Below are 19,316 nucleotides of genomic sequence, written 5' to 3'. Positions count from 1 at the left end.
CGCGGGGTGCCTCGCCTCCTGCTTCTCGACGGTCACTCGCTCGCCTACCGCGCGTTCTTCGCGCTCCCGGTCGAGAACTTCTCGACCACGACCGGACAGCACACCAACGCCGTCTACGGCTTCACCTCGATGCTCATCAACGTGCTGCGTGACGAGCAGCCGACCCACGTCGGGGTCGCGTTCGACGTCTCCCGGCAGACGTTCCGGCTGGCCGAGTACTCCGAGTACAAGGCGAAGCGCAACAAGACGCCGAGCGAGTTCAGCAGCCAGCTGCCGCTGATCGAGGAGGTGCTCAACGCGCTGCGCATCCCGTTCCTCAAGAAGGACGGCTACGAGGCCGACGACATCATCGCCACCCTGGTCACCCAGGCGCTCGAGGACGAGGAGATGGAGGTCCTGATCCTCACCGGCGACCGCGACTCCCTCCAGCTGGTCACCGACCGCTCGACGGTCCTCTACCCGATGCGCGGGGTCTCCGACCTCGCCCGGATGACGCCGACGGCCGTCCAGGACAAGTACGGCCTGCCCCCGGAGCGCTACCCCGAGCTGGCCGCGATCGTCGGGGAGACCTCCGACAACCTGCCCGGCGTGCCCGGCGTCGGTCCGGGCTACGCCGCCCGGTGGATCAACCAGTACGACGGCCTCGACAACGTCATCGCCCACGCCGACGAGATCACCGGCAAAAAGGGCGAGGCGCTGCGCGAGCACCTCGGCGACGTCATCCGCAACCGCCACCTCAACCGGCTGGTGCGCGACCTCGACCTCGAGCTCCGGCCGACCGACCTCGTCATCCAGCCGTGGGACCGGCACGAGGTGCACACGCTGTTCGACGGCCTCGAGTTCCGGGTGCTCCGGGACCGGCTGTTCGAGACGCTCACCTCCGAGGAGGAGATCGACGACTCGGGCTTCGACCTGGCGACGTCCGTGCTCACCAGCGGGGAGCTCCCGGGCTGGCTGGCCGAGCACGCCACCAGCGGCGACCGGGTCGGCGTCAACGTCGTCGGCCGGTGGGGCTCCGGCACCGGCGAGGTGACCTCGGTGGCGCTGGCGACCGCCGACGGGACGGCCGCCTGGATCTCGGCCGAGGAGCTGGGGCCCGACGACCAGACCGCGCTCGCCGGGTGGCTCGCCGACCCCGACCGCCCGAAGGTGCTGCACGACGCCAAGGGCCCGATGCTCGCGCTCGCCGCCTGGGGGATGCCGCTGGCCGGGCTGGCGCGCGACACCGCGCTCTCGGCGTACCTCGCGCGTCCCGACCAGCGCTCCTACGACCTCGCGGACCTCACCGTGCGCTACCTTAAGCGCGAGCTCAAGCAGGGCGGCACCGACGACGGCCAGCTCAGCCTGGGCCTGGACGACGAGGCGGCCGGCGAGGTGGAGATGCTGCACGCCCGGGCCGTGCTCGACCTGGCGGCCGCGCTCGACGACGAGCTCGACGAGCGGGGCGGTACGGCGCTCCTCAACGACGTCGAGCTGCCGCTGGTCGACCTGCTCGCCCAGATGGAGCAGGTCGGCATCGCGGTCGACGTCGACCACCTCGAGTCGCTGGAGAGCCACTTCGCCACCGAGGTGCGCACCGCGGCCGAGGACGCCTACGCGGTGATCGGCAAGGAGATCAACCTCGGCTCACCGAAGCAGCTCCAGGTCGTGCTCTTCGACGAGCTCGCCATGCCCAAGACCAAGCGCACCAAGACCGGCTACACCACCGACGCCGACGCGCTGCAGGCGCTCTACGTGAAGACCGAGCACCCCTTCCTGCTCCACCTGCTGCGGCACCGCGACGTCATCCGGCTGCGCCAGACGATCGAGGGGCTGCTCAAGACCGTCTCGGGCGACGGCCGGATCCACACGACGTTCAACCAGACGATCGCCGCGACCGGCCGGCTGTCCAGCACCGACCCCAACCTGCAGAACATCCCGATCCGCACCGAGGAGGGTCGCCGGATCCGCGAGGGCTTCGTCGTGGGCGCGGGCTTCGAATCGCTGATGACCGCCGACTACAGCCAGATCGAGATGCGGATCATGGCCCACCTCTCCGAGGACGCGCTGCTGATCGAGGCGTTCCGCTCCGGCCGCGACTTCCACTCGATCACCGCGGCCCGGGTCTTCGACGTCCCGGCCGACGACGTCACGGTCGAGATGCGGGCCAAGATCAAGGCGATGAACTACGGCCTCGCCTACGGCCTCTCGGCGTTCGGCCTCGGCCAGCAGCTCGCGATCAGCCCGGGCGAGGCGCAGGGGCTGATGGACGAGTACTTCCAGACGTTCGGCGGCATCCGCGACTACCTCGGCGGGGTGGTGGAGGAGGCCCGCAAGACCGGCTTCACCGAGACCATCATGGGCCGGCGCCGCTACCTGCCCGACCTGACCAGCGACAACCGGCAGCGCCGCGAGATGGCCGAGCGGATGGCGCTCAACGCACCCATCCAGGGCTCGGCCGCCGACCTGATCAAGGTCGCCATGCTCAACGTCGACCGCGCCGTCAAGGAGGCGGGGCTGCGCTCGCGGATGCTGCTCCAGGTCCACGACGAGCTCGTGTTCGACGTCGCGCCGGGGGAGCGCGAGACCCTGGAGGCGCTAGTGCGTCAGCAGATGGGGGGCGCGGCCGACCTCACCGTGCCGCTCGACGTCTCAGTCGGGTTCGGTCGCAGCTGGCACGAAGCCGCTCACTGAGGCGGGTTCGCGCAGCCGCCACAGGCTCGTGGCCAGCAGCACGCCGAACAGCACCGCGTCGACGCACGTGACGGTGACGACCAGCTGCTCGACGGTGTCGGCGTGCACGGCGGTGGCGAGGAGCACCAGGAGGCCGACCCAGACGAGGTACGCCGAGCGGGTGCCACGACGGGCCAGCACCGAGTAGACGACCAGCTGCAGCATCGAGAGCACCGTGCCCAGGACGGCGAACATCCACAGGTGCGACTGCACGTCGTCGTACGCCGAGCCGCCCACGAAGACGAGCGCGAGGCCGGACAGCAGCCACGCGCCGAGGGTGCCCACCACCCCCATGCCGAACACCAGCGTCAGGCTCCGCACCAGCGTGCTGCGGCGGGCCTCGACGGTCGACATCGACGGGAAGGCGATGACGACGACGAACTGCGGCAGGAACAGCACCGCCTTGGTCAGGATCAGGCCGCCGGCGTACAGGCCGGCGTCGTGCTCGTCGAGGACGTTGCGCGCCACGATCACGTCGGCGTTGGAGAGGACCAGGAATCCGAGCAGCGCGAACGACGCCGCGATCGCCTCGCGCGCCATCGGCCGGGCGCGGTGCTCCTCGCTCGACTCGCCGGGTGCGCGACCGCTGCGCAGCGCGTACCAGCCCGTGATGACCGGCACCCAGAGGCCGATCGTGACGCCGAGCATCGCGCTGGTCTCGGTGGGGGAGATCAGCATGCACAGGGTGCCGAAGGCCAGCCTCGGCACGCCGACGCCGAGGTAGACCAGCGCGAGCGGGACCCAGCGGCGCTCGCCCTGGAGGATGCCGGCCTGGCCGCCCATGATCGTGAGGGGTACGGCGGCGACGGCCAGCAGCAGCGCCGGCGCGATGCCGTCGAGGCGGAGGAGCTTCCACATCACCGGGGCCAGGACGAGCATGAGCACGCCCAGCACGGCCGCGGCCCGATAGGTGACCCGGAGAGCGCCGAGCTCGATCTGCCCGACGTGGTCGGGCTGTCCCGCGATCCGACGGGCCGCGGTGGCCTGCAGGCCCAGCTGCAGCACCGCCATCACCATCAGCACCGCCATCAGGCTCGCGATGGCCCCGTAGTCGCTCGGTCCGAGGATCCGGGCGGCGATGATCTGGAAGCCGTACGTCGCGATGTTCATCACCGCGATCGCGACCGCGATCCCGGCGCTCCCCCGCAGGAGCGTCCGCACCCGACCCGGGAGGGAAGGGTCACGAGTGGTGGACGGGCTCACGACACGTGAGCGTAGGGGAGCGCTCCACCCGGGTCGGAGGGAGGACCGGTCGACACGCCCTAGACTCCCCGCCGTGACCACCGCCGGCGCTCTGCTCCAGTCGATGCGCCCGCGGCAGTGGGTGAAGAACCTGCTGGTCGTGGCCGCACCCCTCGCTGCCGGTGACCTGGGCGAGCTGGACGTCGTCGCCGCGACCGCGCTCGCGTTCGTGGCCTTCTGCCTCGTGTCGTCCGGGACCTACCTCGTCAACGACTGTGCCGACGTCGAGGCCGACCGGCAGCACCCGACCAAGCGCGCCCGTCCGATCGCCGCGGGCACGCTGCCGGTGCGGACCGCGCTGGTCGGCGCCGCGGTGCTCGGGGCGCTCGGCCTCGCCGTCGCGGCGACCACGGGCTGGCAGCTGGTGGTCCTCGTCGCGAGCTATGCCGCGCTGATGATCGCCTACTCGTGCCGGCTCAAGCACGAGCCGGTCATCGACCTGCTCCTGGTCGCGGCGGGCTTCCTGATGCGGGCGGTCGCCGGCGGTCTCGCCGCCGGCATCCCGATCTCCGACTGGTTCCTGCTCGTCGCCGGCTTCGGGTCGCTCTTCGTCGTCGCCGGCAAGCGGTACTCGGAGCTGCACACCCTGGGCAGCGAGGCGGGCACCCGCAGGTCGCTCGTGCGCTACACGGCGTCGTACCTCCGTTTCGTGTGGAGCATCGCCGCGGCCGTCACCATCACGGGCTACAGCCTGTGGGCGTTCGAGAACTCCACCAGCGGCGGGGCGTTCCCCTGGCACGAGCTGTCGATCGTCCCGTTCACCGCGGCCCTGCTGCGGTACGCCGTGGACATCGACGCCGGCACCGCGGCGGAGCCGGAGGACATCATCTGGCGAGACCGGGTCCTGCAGGCCATCGGCCTGATCTGGTTCGTCGTGCTGTGCCTGGGAGTGGTCAGTGCCTGACGACGGACCGCTCGGGCCGGAGGTGCTCACCGGGTGGGGCGGAGCGGTCCGGAGCGCCGGCACCCTCCATCACCCGACGGCGGCGGACGTGGCGCGGCGGCTCGGCGCGGCCGGCCCGCGCGGGCTGATCGCCCGCGGGCTGGGGCGCTCGTACGGCGATCCGGCGCTCAATGCCGGGGGTGACGTGCTCGCCCCGCTGCCGACCGCGATCGGGCCGCTCGCCGGGGACGGCACCGTGGAGGTCTCGGCGGGGACCAGCCTGCACGACCTGGTGCGCTTCCTGCTGCCGCGCGGCCGGTTCGTGCCGGTGACCCCGGGGACGCGCTACGTCACGGTCGGCGGCGCGCTGGCCTGCGACGTGCACGGCAAGAGCCACCACCGCAGCGGCAGCTTCGGCGACCAGGTCGTCTCCGTCGACCTGGTCCTGCCCGACGGGACGGCACGGACCGTGACGCCGGAGACGGACGCGGAGCTCTACTGGGCCACCGTCGGCGGGATGGGGCTGACCGGCGTCATCACGGGGGCTCGTCTGCGCACCGTCCCGGTCGAGACCGCCTACCTCGACACCACCACCCGGCGGCTCGGCGACCTCGACGCCGTCCTCGCGGAGATGGTGGCGAGCGACGACGACTACGCCTACTCGGTGGCCTGGATCGACACCGACGCCCGGGGCTCCTCGCTCGGCCGGGCGGTGCTCTCCCGGGGCGACCACGCGACGCGGGACCAGCTGTCCGGCCGCTCGGCCGCCGACCCGCTGGCCGTGCCGGGACCGCCGCGGGTCACGGTGCCGTTCGTCCCGCCCGTCGGCCTGGTGACCCGCCCGGCCGTGCGGGCGTTCAACGAGCTCTGGTTCCACAAGGCGCCGCGCCTGCGGACCGGGGAGCTCCAGACGATCTCCCAGTTCTTCCACCCGCTCGACGGGGTCGCGCACTGGAACCGGCTCTACGGCCCGCGCGGGTTCGTGCAGTACCAGCTCGTCGTGCCCGAGCACCGCGACGACGTCGTCCGCTCGGTGCTGGAGCAGGTCTCGCGCGATCGCCATCCGACGTTCCTCACCGTGCTGAAGCGCTTCGGGCCGGGCAACCCCGGCTGGCTGTCGTTCCCCACCGCCGGGTGGACGCTCGCGCTGGACTTCCCGGCGCGTCGCGACCTCGCCCCGATGCTCGACCGCTTCGACGAGGAGGTCGTGGCGGCCGGGGGCCGCGTCTACCTCGCCAAGGACGCCCGGTTGCGCCCCGAGCTGCTGCCCGCGATGTACCCCCGTCTCGCCGACTTCCGCGAGCTGCGCGACCGGCTGGACCCGGAGCGCCGCCTGCAGTCCGACCTCGCCCGCCGTCTCTCCCTCTGACCAGAGAGTTCCCATGATCAACGCACTCGGCCAGCCCCAGACCGTCCTCCTCCTCGGCGGGACCAGTGACATCGCGCTCGCGCTCGGCCGGTCCTGGGCACGCCAGCCGGGCCTGTACGTCGTGCTCGCGGCTCGTCCCGGGACCCGGCGCGAGGCCGCCGCCGAGGAGCTCCGCTCGGCGGGCGCGGAGGTGGAGGAGGTCGACTTCGAGGCGACCGACACGGCGGCCCATCCCGCTCTGATCGAGGGGCTCGCCGCCGGACGCGACATCGACGTGGCGGTCGTCGCGTTCGGCGTCCTCGGTGACGAGGAGCAGGCCTGGCAGGACCACGACGCGGCGGTGCACCTGGCCGAGGTCAACTACGTCGCGCCCGTCAGCGTCGGGGTGTGCCTGGCCCAGCGGCTGCGGCGGCAGGGACACGGCGTGATCGTCGCCTTCTCCTCGGTGGCGGGGGAGCGGGTCCGCCGGTCCAACTTCGCGTACGGCGCGTCCAAGGCCGGCATGGACGGCTTCTACCTCGGGCTCGGCGAGGCGCTGCGCGGCTCCGGCGCCCGGGTCCTGGTGGTGCGGCCCGGGTTCGTCCACACCAAGATGACCGCCGGGCGGGCCCCGGCCCCGCTCTCGGTCACGGCCGAGCAGGTCGCGGACGCCGTGACCGAGGCCGTCGCCTCCGGCGACGACCTGATCTGGGTGCCGGGCGCCATGCGCGGGGTGATGTCGGGACTCCGGCACGTGCCGAGGGCGCTCTTCCGCCGGCTGCCGATCTGACGTCGCTCAGTAGGGGTCGGCGGCGTCGTGGTGGCCGAGCCACCCGGCGATCCGGGTCAGGTGCAGCCGCAGCAGGACCTTGACCACCAGGTTGCGGACGAACCACGGGAGCTCGCGGGCCGGGCGGACCCGGTCGCGGAGCGTCGGCCGCGCGACCTCCAGCCGGGCCAGCGAGCCGGTGCGCTCGACGTACCGCAGGTGCCGTGACAGGGGCAGCACGCTGAGCAGGCCCAGGGTGACGCCGAGGGACGAGAAGGCGTCGTGCACCAGCACCCACCCGCCCGGCCGCACGTGCGCCGCCCAGCGCAGGTCGTCCCGCAGGCTCCAGACGTCGTGCTTCCCGTCTACGTACACGCCCTCGACGGGGCCCTCCCACGACGTGCGGACCTCGCGGCTGGTCGCCACCCGCAGGTCGACGCGCTCGGCGGCACCCGCGGCGTCGACGTTCGCGCGGAACGCCGCCTCGGTCCCGTCGTCGCCGTAGCGCCAGTCGACCGGGAACGGGTCGACCGCCACCAGGCGGCCGTCGTCGCCCAGCGCCCGCGCGAGCACGACGGCCGAGCGGCCCCGGTGGCTGCCGATCTCGACGATCGTGCCGGCCGGCGGGACCGTGCGTGCGGCCTCGTCGAGGACCCGTGCCTGGTCACGGGTGAGCCAGCCCGGGATGCTGTCGGCGATCGCGAACGACGCCTCGAAGGTCCCCGCGGGCCCCGGCTCGGGGCCGGTGGATTCGGGACCGTGTCTCACGGCGACGAGGATAGGCGCTCTACGCTCCTCGCTGTTCGCTGTGGTGTCGGTGGCGGTACGACGAGGAGGAGGGGCCGTGCGGGAAGGCGGGCGTGGCCGCGGTCTGCTCCTCGACGCGTGGCCCCTGGTGCTGGCGGTCGTCCTCACGTTCCCGCTGCTCACCCGCTCCGGGCACCCGCTGGCGCGCGACCTCGTCTTCGTGCCGCACCAGCCCTGGACCGACGCCTCGCTGGGCCTGGGCGGCTCGGCACCCCGGGCGGTGCCCCTGGACACCGTGGTCTCGCTGCTGACCGCACACGTGCTGGACGGCGCACTCGTCGCCCGGATCGCGATCCCGCTGATCCTGGCCGCCGCGGGGTGGGGGATGCACCGCCTCGTGCGGCCCTTCGGCACGCTCGCCAGGTTCGCGGCCGCCGGCTTCGCGGTCTGGAACCCGTACGTCGTCGAGCGGCTCGCGCTGGGGCAGTGGGCGCTGCTCGCGGCGTACGCCGCGCTGCCGTGGCTGGTCGTCGCCGCCACCCGCTACCGCGGCAGTGGCTCGTGGCGTGACCTCGGCGCCGTCGCCGGCTGGCTGGCGCTGGCGTCGCTCACCCCGACCGGAGGCCTGATCGGTGCGGTGACCGCTGCGGTCTGCGGCGTCGGCCGGACCGTGGCAGCGGTGCGGCTCCTGCTCGTCGCGGCCGTGCTCCAGCTCCCGTGGCTGCTCCCGTCGCTACTGGGGTCGGCCGCGCTGACCTCCGACCCGGCCGGGGTGCGGGCGTTCGCCGCCGACTCCGAGGGCCCGGGCGGCGTCCTGACCGCCCTCGTCGGCCTGGGCGGGATCTGGGACTCGCGCAGCGTCCCGGGCTCCCGCCAGGGCTGGTGGTCCGTGGCGGCGGCGGTCGTGGTCGCCCTCGTGCTGGTCGCCGGCTGGAGGGGGCTGCGACGGGCGTGGGGACCGGGCCCGTTCGCGCGCCTCACGGTCCTCGCGGCGCTCGGCTTCGCGCTCGCGGTGCTGCCGGTGCTGGCCGGGGGAGACGCGACCATGTCATGGGTGGTCGGTCACCTCCCCGGAGGTGGGCTGGCCCGGGACAGCCAGAAGTTCCTGGCGCCGTACGTCGTGCTCGTGGTCGCCGCGTTCGCGGCGACCGTCGACCGGGCCGCGGCCCGGGTCGCGGGCGCCGGCAGCGAGCTGGTCGTCACCGTCGCGCTGCTCGCCGTTCCGTTGCCGGTCGCGCTGCTGCCCGACGCGACGTCGCTGGTGTGGCAGACCGTCGACCCGGTGCACTACCCGGCGGGCTTCGACGCCGTGGCCGACCGCGTCGACGGGAGCGGCGGCACGCTGGTGACGCTCCCGTGGCGCTCGTACCGCGGGTTCACCTGGGGCAACGGCCTGGTGTCGTCGGATCCTGCGGTCCGCTGGTTCGACACCGACGTGCTCGTCTCCGACGACCTCGCCGTGGGCTCGACGACCGTGCACGGGGAGAACGCGCGCTCCCGGGACCTCGGCGCCGACCTGGCCCGGTTGCCGGTCGCCGAGGCGTTGCGGGACAACGGGGTCTCCTGGGCGCTCGTCTACCGCGACGACCCGGACGCCGGCTCGCTGGACCTGACCGGGCTCGACCTGGTGCACGAGGACGCCGACCTGGCGCTCTACTCGGTCCCGGACGCATCGCCGACCGCGCACGGCGCGGGCCGCGCCACCCGCGTCGTCGTGGTGGCGGCCGACCTCCTCGCAGCGGCGGTGGCGGTGGGCGGGACGCTCCTGGCGATCCGGCGTCGCCGGAATGCACCCCCGCGGCACGACTCGCTGCTACAGTGACGCCTGGCTCAACAGGAGCCCGCTGAAAGGACATGCCGTGCTGGTTTTCGTCAAGCTGCTCCTTCCGGTCCTGGCAGGTGGCGCCGCAGGCGCCATCACCATGGTCGGGGTCGTGCAGACCCAGACCGCCGCGCCCGAGACCAACCCGGCGAACCAGCAGATCCTGACCTACGGCGACTGAGCCGAAGCCCCGGCTGCGACGTCCTCGACGACGTCCGCCGCGCTCGACCAGCTGAAGGTCCGAGCACGCTCCCTGGCCGCGCGGCCCAACCGGTCGCGCAGCCCGGCATCGACCAGCAGTGACCGCGTCGCCTCGGTGAGCCCGTCCCGGTCGTCGACCAGGAGCCCGGTCTCGCCGTCCAGGATCGACTCGCGGACCCCGCCGGCACTGCCGTAGGCGATCGTCGGCGTCCCCTGCGCCGCGGCCTCCATGATCGCGAGGCCCCAGCCCTCCTTGACCGACGGCAGCAGCATCACCCACGCCTCGGCCAGGATCCGGTCGCGTACGTCGTCCGGCACGTGCCCGTGCAGCGTGACCCAGTCCTCCAGGCGGAGCTCCCGCAGGGCCTCCTCCAGGTGGGGTCGCCACCAGCCCTCGCCGACGACGTCGAGGCGCAGGTCCGGCAGCTCGTCGCGCAGCCGGGCGAGGACGTGGAACGCGTCCTCGACCTGCTTGTGCGGGACCAGCCGGGTGAGCACCACCAGGCGCGGCGTCGCCGACCGTGCCGCGGTCGCCGGGACGACCCGGACGCCGTTGCGCACCACCGAGATCGACGACTCGGGCACGCCGATCCCGACCAGGTCGGCCCGCGACGCATCGGAGACGGTCAGGTGGGGGAGCCCGCGGTAGAGGCGCGGCGTGAGCCGGTGCTCGATGGCCCACCCGATCCGGCCGCGTACGTCGGGGTAGATGATCTGCCACTGACGCTCGTGGGTGTGGTGGATCAGCGCCACGACCCCGTGGCGGCGCACCAGGGGGGCGCCGAACGGCAGTCCGTTGATCACGTCCACCACAACGTCGTACCGACGCCCCCGCGTGGCCAGCCAGGCGAGCGCGCGCGGGTAGACCGTGAGCCGGCCGCCCCTGCGGACCAGGCGCACGCCGTCGAGGTCCTCCGCGGGAGCGCTGCCGGGGTGCCGGGCGCACCGGATGGTGACCTCGTGCCCTCGGGCGACCAGCTCCCTGGCGACCTCCTCGACGAAGATCTCCGAGCCGCCGCCGTCCGGGTGGGTCGAGTCGCGCCAGGTCAGGAACACCAGACGCATCGGGCGCCGGCTCACTTGCGGGTGGCGGCCATGAGGTCGCGGCAGAGCGGCGGCTCGACACCCCGGAGGGTGCGGACCGTGACGCCCTCGGTGGTCGGCTTGCGGTCGTCGCTGGGCGTCAGGTCGAGCAGGCGGACGACGCCCTCGTCCGACTCCCGCACCGGTAGGAAGCCGACGAAGCCTCCCGGGGTGGAGCTGACCTCGGCGTAGCCGAGCTCCGGCTGCGGGCGGACGCCCACCCGGACGGTGCGGGGCTCGAGCAGGTCGAACCACTGGCCGAAGTAGGTGTGGTCGCCGGTGTCGATCATGACCCGGGCCTGGCTGCTGGAGCTGATCAGCAGGCTGACGCTGCGCCGAGGGGTCGAGTCGACCTCGATCAGCCGCACCACCCCCGCCTTGGCGTCGTCGGCGACCAGCGCCTGCACCACCACGGCGCGTTGCTGCACCAGCTGCCACGGCTCGTAGCGGTCACCGGTGTTGAGGTAGAGCGCGTCGCAGTCGCCGCGGATCCAGAGGTCGTCGGTGCGGCCACCGGACGGCAGGTCGTCCGAGATGGTCGTGCGCTCGGCCTGCTGGTGGGGGCTCAGCCGGTGCTGCAGGGCGACGTACCTCTCCAGCTGCGGGCCGCCGCCGGTGTACGCCGCGGCCGTGTAGCCGATCAGCATGTTGGCCCCGAGCCCGAACACCGTGAACGCCGCCGTGACCGCCACGAAGAGCCCGGCCAGCCAGGCGCGACGGCGGCGGAGCCAGTGGAACGCCAGCACGGTGCCGACGGTGGCCCCGAGCACGAGGGCGGGGACGAACTCGCTCGTGTAGCGGTGGGCCAGGTAGCCGTAGCCCATCACGCCACCGGTCGCCAGGACGCCGCCGACCAGGGGCACCCGGAGGATCCGGCGGGCTCGGTCGACGCCGGGCCGGAAGACGGCGATGGCGGTCAGGACCGTCAGCAGCAGCGGCCACGGCATGAAGCCGGTGACGCTCCCGGTGCGGTAGGTCTGGTCGAGCACGGCACCGTCGTACGCCCGGGGCGCGTGCGCGGGCAGCGTGACCCAGGGGAAGTAGTCGACGAAGCGCACGCCGTCGAGGCGGAAGTACGCCATGAAGGAGGTGGGGAAGAACTGCAGCCCGGTGAGGGTGCCGCCGTTGGCGTCGAGGGCCTCGCGGCGGTGCGCGTTGAGCTGGGTCCAGACCTGGTCCTCGAGCGGGAACAGGAAGGGATGGCGGAACTTGAGGACGTTGATCACGATCCCGATGACGAGCGGGACCACGCCGGCGGCGATCGTGCCGATCGCGAAGCGGCGGCGGTCGCGGTGCAGCCGGCCGACCAGCAGCCAGACGCCGGCGGCCATCGCGGCCACCGCCATCGCCCAGCCGTCGGTCGTCCGGGTCAGCAGCGTGCCGAGCACGAACGCCGCGAGCCAGCACACGGCGCGGCGGGTCGGGTCGTCGAGGACCCGGATGAGCCAGTACATCGACCCGACCGTGAACGGGATCGACCAGGCGTAGACCTCGTGGAACGCCCAGGGCAGCGAGGCGACGTACGTGAGGGTGGTGCCGCCGGTGACCAGGGCGATGAGGGCGCCCATCACGACGGCCTCGAGGCGGCTGACCGGTCCCGGGGCGAGCTGGTCGCGGACCAGCCAGACCAGCTTGGCGCTCATCACCATCATCAGCACGAAGCCGAGCGCCATCGAGAGCAGGGTGAGCTTGCCGTCGAACTCGTTGGTCATCGACAGGATGGGCATCCGGATGATCGCCGGCCACGGCGGGAAGTACATGTAGTCGTGGCCGCGCTCGACGAACGCCTCGATCCCGAGGAACCCGTTGGGCACCCAGAGGTGCCCGTCGAGCAGCGACCGGCCCTGGCCGTCGAAGAAGTTCGAGGCGTAGCCGAGCGCGTTCGCGGTACGCGTGAGCCTCAGGCCGTAGTCGAGCAGTGTCAGGACGTAGGCAGCAGCCCCTACGGTGAGTCCCGCAGCGGTCGCGACTTTCCGCCGGCGGGAGCCCTGGTCACGGGTCAAGCCCGCTCCAGCCGGTACAGGAACTGGTAGCCGAACATGGTCGGCCACAGGCGCGTGGCCAGACGGTCGAGCACCGCGACCTTCCGGACGACCCGGACGAGCAGGCCGCGCTCGCCGGCGCGGTCGAGGACGTCGAGCGGGGAGCCCACGGTGCGGCGCTCCACGATGGTCATCCCGGAGCGACGGACGAGGCGCTCGAAGCTGGCCCGGGTGAAGAAGCGGACGTGGCCGTTGTCGAGCGGGCCGCGCTGGTCGTAGTCGAAGCGGCCGATGGCCACCCGGGTGCGCGGGTACCAGTGGGAGAAGTTCGGCACCGACACGACGACCTCGCCGTCCGGCGCGAGGCGGGAGCCCAGGTCGGTGAGCAGGCTCTGCGGGTCGATGACGTGCTCGAGGACGTCACCCGCGACGACCACGCGGTAGTCGCGGCCGACGTCGTCCGGCAGACCCTGGTTGAGGTCCACCTCGATGAAGTTCTCCATGCGCTCGGACACGCCCTCGTGCTTGACCAGGTCGATGCCGGTCACCTGGTGGCCGAGGCCCCCGACGAGGGCGGCGAAGTTACCGTCCGAGCAGCCGACGTCGAGCACCCGCGACGGGGGCACCTGGCCGATCCAGTCGAGCATGACGCCGTGCGAGGAGTGCTCCGAGGGCTTGAGGTCGTAGGCCTGCTCGTCGGGTCCGCCCACGGTCGGCGTACCGAACCCGAGGCGGCGCAGCCGGTACTGCAGCACGTCGACGGTCACGTCCTTCGCGTACTTCATGCCGTTCACGTAGCAGATCTCGTCGCCGTAGTAGGTCGGGATGGGGACCTCGATGATCCGCTTCCCCTGGTCGTGCAGGCCCAGGATGATCTCGGTGTCGAAGTCGAACCCGTTGGAGTACGACGCGAGGTCGAGGTCCGCGAGGGCGTCGACGCGGTAGGCACGGTAGCCACTGTGCCACTCGGTGAGATCGAGGCCCACCAGCTTGTTCTGCATGGTCGTGAGGATCTTGTTGCCGACGTACTTGTAGAGCGGCATGCCGCCGGCGCGGGCGTTGCCGGGCTCCATCATCCGGGAGCCGAAGACGGCGTCGGCGTCGCCGGCAGCGAGCGGCGCGACCAGCTCCTCGATGTGCTCGGGCGCGTACTGGCCGTCGCCGTGCAGGAGGACGACGACGTCGAGCCCGTGGTTGATCGCCCACTCGTAGCCGGACTTCTGGTTACCGCCGTAGCCGAGGTTCTGCTCGTGCCGGACGATCGTCATTGGCAGCGTCGAGCCGCTCTTGAAGCGCAGGCCGACCTCGTAGGTCTCGTCGTCGCTCGCGTCGTCGCAGACGAGCACGTGGTCGACGACCGCGGCGAAGCGCGCGGGCATCCGGGCGAGGGTCTGGACGAGGGTGCCGGCGGCGTTGTAGGCGACGACCAGTACGCCCACGCGGGTGCTGGCGGGGACCTCGTGGTCGCCGGTCAGTGCCTCGTCGTGACGGCGTGCCTCGAACTCGTGCGTGGCCATCGCTCTCCCTCGCTGCTCCGCCAGCCGGCGACGCGGCTGTTACGTGAACGGAACACTCGGGGGATCTTAACCGGTCAGTAGGTTACGCACTGGATCTTCATGGCATCATTCCGCGCATGTCCGACTCACCCCTCGTCGACTTTGCGGCCCTCGAGTCCGACCTCGACGCTGCGGCGGCCTCCTACGGTGCCGCCGACCCGTTCCCGCACACCGTCATCGACAACGTCCTCAGGCCCGAGGTGTTCGACAAGGCGGTCGCCGAGTTCCCCGGCATGAAGGACGAGTTCTGGAAGGGGTACCTGCACGTCAACGAGACGAAGTACTCCAACACGGAGCCGGACACCTGGGGACCGACGCTGCACGACGTGGCCCAGGAGTTCTGCTCCCCGCGCTTCGTGGCCTACCTCGAGAAGCTGACGGGGATCTCGAACCTGATCCCGGACTGGACCATGGACGGCGGCGGCCTGCACCAGACCCTGCGGGGCGGTCACCTCAACATCCACGCCGACTTCACCACCCACCACACCCACGAGAACTGGGCGCGCCGGGTCAACATCCTGCTCTACCTGAACGAGGAGTGGCCCGACGAGTGGGGCGGCAAGCTCGAGCTCTGGGACCGCAACATGCAGCAGTGCCGCGCCCGGGTCACCCCGGCCGGCAACCGGATGCTGGTGTTCAGCACGGCGTACGACACCTTCCACGGGCACCCGGACGGGCTGACCTGCCCGCCCGACGTGGCCCGCCGGTCGATGGCGCTCTACTACTTCACCGAAGAAGAGGGCACGATCCGGCGCGCGACGAACTACCAGGCGCGACCCGACGAGAGCCGGGCACGCCGTGCCGCGATCGCCGCGGACCGCACCGCGCTCGACATCTATGACCGCCTCAAGCGTCGCCTGGGCATCTCCGACGAGCGGGTCAACAAGCTGTTGGCCCGGGTCGACCGGCTGCGCCGACGCAACCGCTGACGGCGCTCCTCAGACCGGCTGGTCCCGGTCGGCCGGGTGCACGGTCTCGTCCGGGCGGGACGGCTCGACCGGTGCCCGCCACCATCCCCGGATCCGGGTGCCCAGGAACTGCGGGATGCCGTCGTCGAGCTCGCGCCAGCGCTCCGAGCGCAGCATCCGCTGGACCCGGGTCTCGACGAGACGCTCGCTGAGCTCCGAGATCGCGAACATGGCGACCATCCCGACCGCCGCGCGGGACTCCCAGGCCCAGCCGCCCGAGTGCCGGCTGATGAACCAGAACAGCGGGTAGTGCCAGAGGTAGAGGCTGAGCGAGCGCCTGCCGAGGAACGCCAGCGGCGCGCTGCCGAGCGTGCGCTCCAGGAGACGCGGCGCCGTGGACATGGCGCAGGTGACGACGAAGAGGAACAAGGTGGCGTCGAGGACGACCCCCGGCCAGCCCACGAAGCTGGCCTCGGTGTCGGTGAGCACGAGGACCGGGACGAGGGCGACCGTGCTCACGACGAGGAGCGGACGGGCGAAGCGACGGAGCACGCCGAGGTAGGGCAGCAGCACGGCGGCGAGGGCGCCGGTCAGCGGCGCGTCCATCCGGGTCGTCGTCTGGAGGAGAGCGCGGTAGGCGCCACCGTCCAGGCCGAAGACGTGCGAGCGCCAGAGCAGGGCCGCGACGAGCAGCGTGCCGAGGCTGAGTGCCAGCCAGGCGCGACGCCGGCCCAGCAGGTAGACCAGCGCCAGCACCAGCAGGAAGATCTGGAAGTCGACGGACAGGTACCAGAGGTGACCGAGGTCGGGGCGCGCCGTCAAGGCGTGGCCGACGAGGAACCAGTTCCACGTGTACGTCGCGATCCGGAAGACCGAGGCGCCGGTGTCGGCGTTGGGGTACGCCGAGGCCGTGTCGGTCGCGGTCACGATGAGGACGGCGATGAGGAGCACGTAGAGCTGGCCGCTGAGGCGGACGTACCGGCGTACGGAGATCACGCCGACGTGCAGGTCGGTGCCACTGTCGACCCGTCGGAGGAGCGTGCGGGTCGCGAGGAAGGCCCCGACGACGAAGAAGATGGAGACGGCGAAGTTGCCGCTGGTGAACCAGGGGTTCAGCGTCTTGTGGGACAGCAGCTTCTCGGTCGGCCAGAGGGTCCAGCCGTGGGAGAGCACGACCAGCACGATCGCGACACCGCGGATCCCGTCGAGAAGGCGGTCGCGGGTGTCGTGCGACGCGGTGGCTTGCTCCATGAGCAGAACCATAGATGCGATGCGCTGCTAGTGTGCCGTGACCGTCGACCGGAGGGCCGTTCTTGCGCAGAAATATGGGCATCGTGCTCGCCTTCGCGGCGGCATTCGTCATCGCCGTTTCCGTGCTCGGCCAGGTCTACCTGAAGGACCGCCTCCTCGAGACGCCGCTCGACGCGTCGGTGCAGCGCACGCTCGAGGGTGATGCCGTCGTGGCCGGTGAGACGGAGACGGTGCGCGTGACGCGGAGCTCGTCCGTCGACCCGGCGCGCTCGGACGGATCGATCGCCTCGTGGCGCCGCTCGACGTGCACCGTGATCACCTCCGGCGCGACCCCCGACTGCCTGTCGTCCTCGGAGTCGGACGGCCGGCTGCTGCGGGCGACGCTCGACGACGTCGCGACCGACCGGCGGACCGGCGCCGCCGTGAACGACCCGGCCAACCTCCCCCCCGACGCCCTGCCGCACGAGGGACAGGTCGAGCGCTGGCCGGCCGACGCGCAGAAGAAGTCGTACCTCTACTGGTACGAGCCGGCCGCCACCGGGATCGAGACGACGTTCGACCGCACCGATCGCGTCGACGGTCTCCTCTGCTACGTCTACGTGGCCGACCTCGACAGCCTGCGCACGAGCGCGCCCGACGGCCAGTTCGCGGGCTACCTCGGTGGCACGGTCGAGCTCTGGGTCGAGCCGCTCACGGGGACGATCGTGCGGGAGCGGGACGACCTCAGCCCGACGGCGGGCAAGGTCTCCAGGCTGACCGTGGAGTCGACCGCTGACAACGTGAAGACGCTGACCGGCGAGGCCGCGGACCTCCGCGACCGGGTGCGCCTGCTCACGCACACCCTGCCCCTGGTCGGGTACGCCGTGGGCCTCGTCCTCCTGGCGGCCGCGTTCGCGCTCCTGCTGCTGGGACGCCGGGAGGACGCGCGCGGGAAGCACTCGGCCCCGCGACCGTCACTTCCGGCAGATCACGTATGACCCGGTCTTGTCGAAGGTGACGCGGAGGACCGCGTCACGCGCCGTCGTCGCCACGTGGATCTGGGTGTCGGGCTCGACGGGCCAGTTGCGGGGGACGCTCTCGACGTCACCCCGGACCAGCTGGGTCCGGATGCTGGTCGCGGGCGACTGCACGGTGATCTCGTTGCCGCCCGGCCCGGTGTCCAGCTCGAGGGCCGGCGTGCCTCCGTCCGGCGCCGTGTAGACGTGGCAGCCCGGCCGCGGGTCGATGGCGCCCTCGAAGCCCAGCGCCAGCCGCACCGTCGCGGGTGACCCGAGCCAGGCGGTCCTGGGGCCGACGGCCGTCATCGCCAGCGCCTCGGCGTCGAGCACGCCCTGGTCGGTCGCGGTGCCGGCGATCGCCCCCCGGACCTCGGGGGAGAGGACCAGGTCGGCCTCGAGGTAGGGATTGAGGACCGGGTCCAGCTGGTCGGTCAGCACGGTCTCGCCGGAGTCGGCGGCGGCCACCAGGCCGGCGAGCCGGTCCTTCCAGGGTGTCCGGTACGGCTTCTGGTCGTGGGCGTAGTCCCGGAACAGCCCGACCGCGCCGATCGTGTAGACGCCGAGCACGACGACGACCAAGCCGGAGGAGACCCACCGGGAGGGCTTCACGGAGGTCGCGAGCCAGTGCAGGCCGAGTGCCATCGAGGGCATCAGCAGGGCGATGGTCAGGTAGGCGTACCGACCGGTCGTCGCCCAGGCGAGGCCAGCGCTGACGCGCGTGGCGGCGGCGAGCAGCATCTGGAACACGGCGCCCACCACGCCCGCGACGGCCATCAGTCGCAGGGTCTCCGGTGCGTCGCGGACCACGAACGGGAGCACCAGCAGGACGGCGAGCAGGATGCCGCCGCTCGCCGGGATCCCGGCGAAGGTCCCGAGTGCCTGGGACAGCCCGGTCCAGAAGAACTCCGGGACACCGAGGTAGTCGCTGCGGTCACTGACGGTCGAGGCGCTCTCCTCGTGACCGATGAGGAGCCACCAGACCACCCACGTGACCGCCGGCACGCTGATCAGCTCGGCGGCGGCGCGCACCGAGAACCGGAGGGCGACGAACACGGCGAGGACGACCGCCAGGGTGATGCCGGTCGCCGAGAAGGCGAGCGCCACGATGAGCAGCAGCCACGCCGCGAACCGCGTCCGCGGTCCGTCCCCGGCGACGACGTACAGGAGCATCGCCAGCAGGCCGAAGAGCAGGGACGCCAGTAGGTTCATCACGGTGGCCCACAGCAGGGCCTCGGCGCCGGCCCCGATGAAGGCGAGCAGCCAGGCCACGGTCAGGCCGACGCCACGACCGGTGCCGGACCGGCGCACCAGGTGGTAGGTCACGACCACGATCGCCGCGTGGAGCACCCAGCAGACGGCGATGTAGGGCAGGTAGCTCAGCCCGGCCACCGAGAAGAGGAAGCGGTACATCAGCACGACACCGGTCGACCAGTGTCCGTAGTGCGGCGCCCACATCCCGGAGTCGACGCCGGCGACCGTCCCGCGGTGCAGCAGGAAGTCCCAGTCGTCGCCGCCGAAGTAGAGGGTGCGGGCGAAGTAGTAGGAGAGAGCGGTGGAGCCGGCGATCGCGACGGCGAGCACCAACGCGGGGACGAGCCGGTTCATGATCCCCCGGAGTCGCCCGAGACGCAGCGCTGAGATGCGGGTCGAGACGCGTCGGGCGATCACCCGGACGTCCGCGTTCCGCGGCACAATCGTCGACACCCGTCGGCTCCTTCGATGCTCGGTCCTCGCCCGCGAACGGCCCAGTGTGACACAGCGATCGGCCGACCTTTTGCGCCCGATTTGAGCGTGTTCCGGCACTGGAAAACCAA

At 72.1% G+C, this 19,316-nt stretch carries 15 protein-coding genes; 8 read left to right on the top strand and 7 right to left on the bottom strand.

The genetic code is table 11. The features are described from left to right. Window positions 1-6: 6 nt before the first annotated feature. Window positions 7-2,673 carry a DNA polymerase I gene (gene polA, locus ABEA34_RS23275; RefSeq protein WP_345524147.1) on the top strand — a complete coding sequence of 889 codons (2,667 nt, stop codon included), beginning with the start codon at window positions 7-9 and terminating at the stop codon, window positions 2,671-2,673. On the opposite strand, the gene ABEA34_RS23270 is transcribed toward polA, so the two are convergent. Beyond that, a complete protein-coding gene (locus ABEA34_RS23270) occupies window positions 2,632-3,915 on the bottom strand; it encodes a lipopolysaccharide biosynthesis protein (protein ID WP_345524146.1) in 1,284 nt (427 codons plus the stop codon). The two genes, polA and ABEA34_RS23270, sit on opposite strands and share 42 nt — an antisense overlap. Between ABEA34_RS23270 and ABEA34_RS23265 the strand changes: the two genes are divergently transcribed. Genes ABEA34_RS23265 through dprE2 form a run of 3 tightly spaced genes read left to right on the top strand, consistent with a single transcriptional unit; the run spans window position 3,815 to window position 6,975 of the window. Then, on the top strand, window positions 3,815-4,858 hold the full coding sequence (locus ABEA34_RS23265) for a decaprenyl-phosphate phosphoribosyltransferase (RefSeq protein WP_345524321.1): 1,044 nt from the start codon (window positions 3,815-3,817) through the stop codon (window positions 4,856-4,858). The genes ABEA34_RS23270 and ABEA34_RS23265 overlap by 101 nt on opposite strands. Further along, entirely contained in the window at window positions 4,851-6,206 is a 1,356-nt protein-coding gene (gene dprE1, locus ABEA34_RS23260; protein WP_345524145.1) for an FAD-binding protein, read from the top strand. Before ABEA34_RS23265 ends, dprE1 begins: the two co-directional genes overlap by 8 nt. Window positions 6,207-6,219: 13 nt before the next feature. Beyond that, window positions 6,220-6,975, top strand: coding sequence for a decaprenylphospho-beta-D-erythro-pentofuranosid-2-ulose 2-reductase (gene dprE2 / locus ABEA34_RS23255; RefSeq protein ID WP_345524144.1), 756 nt, complete (start codon window positions 6,220-6,222; stop codon window positions 6,973-6,975). 6 nt (window positions 6,976-6,981) lie between these two features. Here the strand turns inward: dprE2 and ABEA34_RS23250 are convergent, their stop codons facing one another. Further along, window positions 6,982-7,722 (bottom strand): class I SAM-dependent methyltransferase, encoded by a 741-nt coding sequence (locus ABEA34_RS23250; protein WP_345524143.1) that lies wholly within the window; start codon window positions 7,720-7,722, stop codon window positions 6,982-6,984. Window positions 7,723-7,798: 76 nt separating this feature from the next. On the opposite strand from ABEA34_RS23250, the gene ABEA34_RS23245 reads away from it, so the two are divergent. Both ABEA34_RS23245 and ABEA34_RS23240 read left to right on the top strand, forming a co-directional pair. Beyond that, window positions 7,799-9,523 (top strand): MmpA family trehalose lipid delivery protein, encoded by a 1,725-nt coding sequence (locus tag ABEA34_RS23245; protein WP_345524142.1) that lies wholly within the window; start codon window positions 7,799-7,801, stop codon window positions 9,521-9,523. Between the two features lie 37 nt (window positions 9,524-9,560). Next, window positions 9,561-9,704: a hypothetical protein gene (locus ABEA34_RS23240; protein ID WP_345524141.1), complete on the top strand. Its 144-nt coding sequence runs from the start codon at window positions 9,561-9,563 to the stop codon at window positions 9,702-9,704. Here the strand turns inward: ABEA34_RS23240 and ABEA34_RS23235 are convergent. From ABEA34_RS23235 to ABEA34_RS23225, 3 genes are read right to left on the bottom strand one after another with little or no spacing between them, the layout of a single operon-like run. Continuing rightward, window positions 9,692-10,789 (bottom strand): glycosyltransferase family 4 protein, encoded by a 1,098-nt coding sequence (locus tag ABEA34_RS23235; RefSeq protein ID WP_345524139.1) that lies wholly within the window; start codon window positions 10,787-10,789, stop codon window positions 9,692-9,694. The two genes, ABEA34_RS23240 and ABEA34_RS23235, sit on opposite strands and share 13 nt — an antisense overlap. Before the next feature lie 11 nt (window positions 10,790-10,800). Then, the gene (locus tag ABEA34_RS23230) at window positions 10,801-12,810 is read right to left on the bottom strand and encodes a hypothetical protein (RefSeq protein ID WP_345524138.1); all 2,010 of its coding nucleotides are present in this window, start codon (window positions 12,808-12,810) and stop codon (window positions 10,801-10,803) included. Further along, on the bottom strand, window positions 12,807-14,306 hold the full coding sequence (locus ABEA34_RS23225; RefSeq protein WP_345524137.1) for a bifunctional glycosyltransferase/class I SAM-dependent methyltransferase: 1,500 nt from the start codon (window positions 14,304-14,306) through the stop codon (window positions 12,807-12,809). The genes ABEA34_RS23230 and ABEA34_RS23225 overlap by 4 nt, the downstream gene beginning before the upstream one ends. Before the next feature lie 116 nt (window positions 14,307-14,422). Between ABEA34_RS23225 and ABEA34_RS23220 the strand changes: the two genes are divergently transcribed. Then, complete coding sequence (locus ABEA34_RS23220; protein WP_345524136.1) at window positions 14,423-15,274, top strand: 2OG-Fe(II) oxygenase; 852 nt, start codon at window positions 14,423-14,425, stop codon at window positions 15,272-15,274. A gap of 9 nt (window positions 15,275-15,283) precedes the next feature. On the opposite strand, the gene ABEA34_RS23215 is transcribed toward ABEA34_RS23220, so the two are convergent. Next, on the bottom strand, window positions 15,284-16,504 hold the full coding sequence (locus tag ABEA34_RS23215; RefSeq protein WP_345524135.1) for an acyltransferase family protein: 1,221 nt from the start codon (window positions 16,502-16,504) through the stop codon (window positions 15,284-15,286). 74 nt (window positions 16,505-16,578) lie between these two features. Between ABEA34_RS23215 and ABEA34_RS23210 the strand changes: the two genes are divergently transcribed. Beyond that, window positions 16,579-17,481, top strand: coding sequence for a porin PorA family protein (locus tag ABEA34_RS23210; protein ID WP_345524134.1), 903 nt, complete (start codon window positions 16,579-16,581; stop codon window positions 17,479-17,481). Here ABEA34_RS23210 and ABEA34_RS23205 read toward each other — a convergent pair. Continuing rightward, window positions 17,458-19,206, bottom strand: a complete 1,749-nt coding sequence (locus ABEA34_RS23205) for a hypothetical protein (RefSeq protein WP_345524133.1) — start codon at window positions 19,204-19,206, stop codon at window positions 17,458-17,460. The genes ABEA34_RS23210 and ABEA34_RS23205 overlap by 24 nt on opposite strands. Between the last annotated feature and the right edge of the window lie 110 nt (window positions 19,207-19,316).

The sequence above is a fragment of the Nocardioides conyzicola genome (assembly GCF_039543825.1).
Taxonomy (GTDB): domain Bacteria; phylum Actinomycetota; class Actinomycetes; order Propionibacteriales; family Nocardioidaceae; genus Nocardioides; species Nocardioides conyzicola.
Note: the sequence above shows the minus strand (reverse complement) of the source record. Positions and strands in the feature narration are given on the sequence as shown.

Coding starts and splice junctions, on each gene's coding strand:
- ABEA34_RS23265 (WP_345524321.1), top strand. CDS start 3,815: ATGTTCATCACCGCGATCGCGACCGCGATCCCGGCGCTCCCCCGCAGG.
- dprE2 (WP_345524144.1), top strand. CDS start 6,220: ATGATCAACGCACTCGGCCAGCCCCAGACCGTCCTCCTCCTCGGCGGG.
- ABEA34_RS23235 (WP_345524139.1), bottom strand. CDS start 10,789: ATGCGTCTGGTGTTCCTGACCTGGCGCGACTCGACCCACCCGGACGGC.
- ABEA34_RS23225 (WP_345524137.1), bottom strand. CDS start 14,306: ATGGCCACGCACGAGTTCGAGGCACGCCGTCACGACGAGGCACTGACC.
- ABEA34_RS23220 (WP_345524136.1), top strand. CDS start 14,423: ATGTCCGACTCACCCCTCGTCGACTTTGCGGCCCTCGAGTCCGACCTC.
- ABEA34_RS23215 (WP_345524135.1), bottom strand. CDS start 16,504: ATGGAGCAAGCCACCGCGTCGCACGACACCCGCGACCGCCTTCTCGAC.
- ABEA34_RS23210 (WP_345524134.1), top strand. CDS start 16,579: ATGGGCATCGTGCTCGCCTTCGCGGCGGCATTCGTCATCGCCGTTTCC.